This window comes from Selenomonadales bacterium, assembly GCA_017442105.1.
GTDB lineage: Bacteria > Bacillota > Negativicutes > RGIG982 > RGIG982 > RGIG982.
In genome coordinates, this window is sequence record JAFSAX010000029.1 from 1 (window position 1) to 4,391 (window position 4,391).

The window sequence follows — 4,391 nt, forward strand, 5'->3', positions numbered from 1 at the left end:
GCGCGTAATCTGTCTTTTCTTTATCCAGCGAAACCTCCCGCATCGCATCGGAAAGCGGAATCTTCGCCTTGTCGATACGGATACGGATATTGCCCGCCTTCGCCAGCTCGTTCGACTCGCTTGCCAGGCCATCGCTGACATCGTTCATGCTCGTTGCATATTCGGCAAGATATTTTGCCAATTCTACCTGCGGACACGGCTTCACGTGTGCCCTGATAAGTGCTTTTTCCGCATCGGTATACACCTCTTTGCGCTTTAACAAAAGCTCACAGCCTGCCGCCGAATCACCGAGCGTATTCGTAACGGCTACCCAGTCACCGACACGCGCTCCGCTTCGTTTTTGCAAGCGTGATTCTGCTACCTCGCCAAGTACCGCACAGTTCAGCACGATAGGCCCTCTCGTAGAAACGGTGTCACCGCCGACAAGATTAACGCCGAACTCGCGGCATATCTCTTTCATCCCCAGATACATCTCCGTCACGAACGATGCAGAGAGGTCAGTGCGAAGTGCCATCGAGATGACGACTTGTGTCGGTCGTCCGCCCATCGCCGCGATATCACTCAAGTTGACGGCTATCGTCTTATAGCCGAGGTCGTACGGACTGATCGTATCGACAGTAAAGTGGATATCCTCAACGAGCATATCAGTCGCAAACAGCTCCAGCTTATCTTTCGGCGGGCGGATCGCTGCCGCATCGTCACCAATTCCAACAACGACAGAATCGGGACTGAATATCGTATTTTCTTGTATCACATCGATCAAACCGAATTCACCCAACTCGCGAATCGCCATAGAATCACCTTCTGCCTCTTCACTTGAATTTTTCTTTACCCTTCATTATAACGAAAAAAAGACGGTATGTCGAGAAAAGTTGCATCTTTTGCAGCTTTTTCCACACAATACCGTCTTGCCTGACGAATCTCTTATCCGAGATAAGCAAGGATATCCTCTGCATTCGTATCGGGTTTTACTTTGGCCATGACTTTTTCGATCTTGCCTTCTTCATCAATGATGAACGTCGTGCGCGCAATGCCCATACCGACTTTGCCGAAACGTTTTTTCTCTACCCACACACCGTAAGCCTGTATCGCAGCAAGCTCGGGATCGGCGAGCAATACGAACGGCAAGTTATGTTTCTCCGCGAATTTCTTGTGGCTTGCAACCGTATCCTTGCTGATGCCGATGACGACGACATCTTTTTCGACGAATCCCTGATACGCACCTGCGAACGCACATGCCTGACGTGTACAGCCGGGCGTATTGTCTTTCGGATAAAAATAGAGAACGACTTTTTTGCCACGATAATCAGAAAGACGTACTTCTTCGCCTTCCGCATTCGGTAATACAAAATCAGGTGCCATCATACCAACTTCTATCATGTTTCATTTCCTCCCTTAATAAAAACGTATGTATCATCATTTGAATCAGCTTCGGAATATGTATATCCCAATTCGGCGAATCCGCGCATATCTTCAACACACGTTGCGTTATTCCGCGCCAAATAGCGCACCATCTCGCCGCGCGCCATCTTGCAGAGCGTGCCTTTCTCCACGATACGCCCGCCGATGCGCTCTCCGAACACGACCGTTACCATACGCACATCGCTCGGTAAATACCGTTCAATACATCGACTGTACTCTTTCGATGCAAGGTTGATGATCGTATCCGTCTCTTGGCAGAGCACCGATGCCAATCGACTGCCCCAGAACTCGTACAAGTTCCGCGCATCGCCGACCGCAAGCTTAGCTTGCATCTCCAAGCGATACGATACGACACCGTCGAACGGGCGAAGGATACCGTACAGCCCCGACAATATCCGCAGATGCTCCGCAATATAAGAGAACTCCTTCTCATCGAAGATGCTTGGCGCCATGTACTTGTACTGGATCCCTTCATATGCAAGGATGGCAGGCGAACACACACCGCAAAAGTCGGCTCTACCAAGCATTGCTTGTGCTTCCTGCGCGAGCTTGTCACTGCACTGCCAGAGCGTTTTCAGCTCATCGTAGGAGAGCGTACACAGATGACTGTGCAGTTCTTTCGCCTCAGCCAAGAAAAAAGGCTGTGTCATCGGACAAATATCATCCGTCTCGACGCGCATCTTCTTGGCAGGAGAGATGATGATCCGCATACCAAACCTCCGCCCCTTCTTAAATATACTCTTCTAGTATAATATTGACTCATTATCCTGTCAAGCAGGTATTGTCAACACATAGCGTCCCCCTTGACAGCCTTATTCAAGATGGCGGTTTTATCAATATCACTGCCGATCAACTTGTCGTTCACATAATCAAAACCCAATCGCGCCACCGTATCGGCAAAACGCTCTCCCGAAATACCTTCATCACGGAACAGAAGAATGGCTTTTTCTACGACATCCATGACCTCTTCTTCGGAAGTGAATATTTTCGTTAACGGAATACCGTGCGCGATCTTTTTGCCCCAGCGACCGCCGATCGTTACCTTGAATCCCGCCTGATATTCAACCATCGCACCGAACGGACATTTGCCTTGACAGCGACCGCATTTGTTACATTCAGCAGGATCGATGTCGATCTTACCGTCTGCGACCTTTGCTATCTTGATAGGACAGCTCTCTACTACCTGACACTTCTTACATCCACGACACTTAGACAACTCTACTACGGGAATGCTCTGTCCAACGATGCCAAGATCATTCAGATCGGGCTTAACACAATTATTCGGGCAACCGCCTACGGCGATCTTGAACTTATGCGGTAACATTACGCCGTGATAGCCTACATAAAAACGCTCGTGAATCTTATCGGACAGACTGTACGTATCCGCCAGACCATATTGGCACGTCGTTCCTTTACAAGATACGATCGGGCGTACCAGGCTCCCCGTACCGCCGGTAGACAGACCATGCGCACCGAGAAAATCGATCAACGGCTGAATATTACTATATCTGACACCTTGTATCTCCAACGTCAAGCGTGTCGTCATCGCAACCTCACCACTGCCGAATCGTTCTGCCGCTTCAGCGATCACACGGTGTTCTTGTGCCGTGATCTTACCGTTACGCGTGATGACCCGCACATTGAACACATCACCGTAACGTTTGTCCCGCAAACACCCCAGCCCTTTGACTCGTTTGACTTCTTCGGGCGACAAAACGACCATATTATTATCCATATCAACACCACCAAGACCATTTTTATTCATACCGATACGCTCCTTTTCATTCTTGCATATTTTCCCATTTTGTTCGTTCCTTGTTGATTATAGCACACGCATATGATAAAATCTATTTAACATTTATTATCATTTAATAAGATAATATTATCACACCGGAGGTTCTAATGATCGACTACAGACTGAATACATTCTTGGTTCTGTGCGACTGTATGAATTACAGAAAAGCGGCAGAGATCCTCCATATCACCCAACCTGCCATTACACAGCAGATCCATTTTCTGGAGCGCGAATATGACTGTAAGCTGTTCACTTACGATAATCGCCGTCTCTACAAGACCGATGCGGCACGTACATTGGAGCAGTATGCCCGAGCCGCCAAGTATCACGATCAAAACCTACGTGAGAAGCTCGCAGAAAGCGCAGTATACGAGCTTAAGATCGGCGCAACAAAAACGATCGGCGACTACGTTCTGCAAGACCATATCTACCGTTATCTTGACCGCCAAGACCACACGCTGAGTCTCGTCGTCGATAACACAGAGCATCTGCTCTATCTGTTGGAAGAGAATAAACTGGATTTCGCCGTGATAGAAGGTTTCTTTGACAAAGAACGATTCGACAGTATGCTATTTCGTCGCGAACCATTCGTCGGCATCTGCCATAAGGCGCATCCGTTCGCAAATCGTGAAGTCACTATAGAAGAATTGTTCCAAGAGACTATTATTCATCGCGAGGACGGTTCCGGCACACGTGCGATCTTGGAGCAAGAGTTGACTGCTTATAACGAATCGTTAGAGCGATTCAAACATCACATCTCCATTTCCAGTTTCAAAGTAATCGTCGATCTCGTAAAAAACGGTTACGGCATTTCGTTCGTATATGAGGTCTTGGCTGACAGTGATCCATTCCTTGCCAAGTTCATCCTTCAGCAAAAGCCTATCATGCGAGAATTCAATATTATTTATTTGAAACATACCGATCCCCAAGAAAAGATCGCTCGATTTTTCGGAAAAGACCTACTTTTAACGAATTCGCAATAAAATAAAAAAGAGCCCGCACAAAATGCAGGCTCTTTTTTATTTCTTTATCAGCAATGTCCGCCCGGTTTGCCGAGATATTCTCCGACGATCTTAACGGCGCAATAATCGCCGCACATCGAGCAGGCTTCTGCTTTTTCTTCATTGCGAGCTTTGCGATATCGTTTTGCTTTCTCGGGATCGATAGCAAGCGC

Annotated in this window: 6 protein-coding genes; 1 reads left to right on the top strand and 5 read right to left on the bottom strand. The window is 47.8% G+C overall.

Going from position 1 to position 4,391, the window contains the following annotated elements; all coding sequences use genetic code 11:
• The 4 genes from thiL to IJN28_01305 form a co-directional block, all read right to left on the bottom strand.
• A partial coding sequence (gene thiL / locus IJN28_01290; protein MBQ6712406.1) for a thiamine-phosphate kinase occupies positions 1-793 on the bottom strand: 793 nt, incomplete at its 3' end.
• Between the two features lie 131 nt (positions 794-924).
• The gene (gene bcp, locus IJN28_01295; protein MBQ6712407.1) at positions 925-1,380 is read right to left on the bottom strand and encodes a thioredoxin-dependent thiol peroxidase; all 456 of its coding nucleotides are present in this window, start codon (positions 1,378-1,380) and stop codon (positions 925-927) included.
• The gene (yaaA, locus tag IJN28_01300) at positions 1,377-2,132 is read right to left on the bottom strand and encodes a peroxide stress protein YaaA (GenBank protein ID MBQ6712408.1); all 756 of its coding nucleotides are present in this window, start codon (positions 2,130-2,132) and stop codon (positions 1,377-1,379) included. Before yaaA ends, bcp begins: the two co-directional genes overlap by 4 nt.
• A 74-nt stretch (positions 2,133-2,206) precedes the next feature.
• Positions 2,207-3,187, bottom strand: a complete 981-nt coding sequence (locus IJN28_01305) for a 4Fe-4S binding protein (protein MBQ6712409.1) — start codon at positions 3,185-3,187, stop codon at positions 2,207-2,209.
• 137 nt (positions 3,188-3,324) lie between these two features.
• Between IJN28_01305 and IJN28_01310 the strand changes: the two genes are divergently transcribed.
• Positions 3,325-4,200 carry a LysR family transcriptional regulator gene (locus IJN28_01310; GenBank protein MBQ6712410.1) on the top strand — a complete coding sequence of 292 codons (876 nt, stop codon included), beginning with the start codon at positions 3,325-3,327 and terminating at the stop codon, positions 4,198-4,200.
• Between the two features lie 47 nt (positions 4,201-4,247).
• On the opposite strand, the gene IJN28_01315 is transcribed toward IJN28_01310, so the two are convergent.
• A partial coding sequence (locus IJN28_01315; GenBank protein MBQ6712411.1) for a phosphomethylpyrimidine synthase ThiC occupies positions 4,248-4,391 on the bottom strand: 144 nt, incomplete at its 5' end.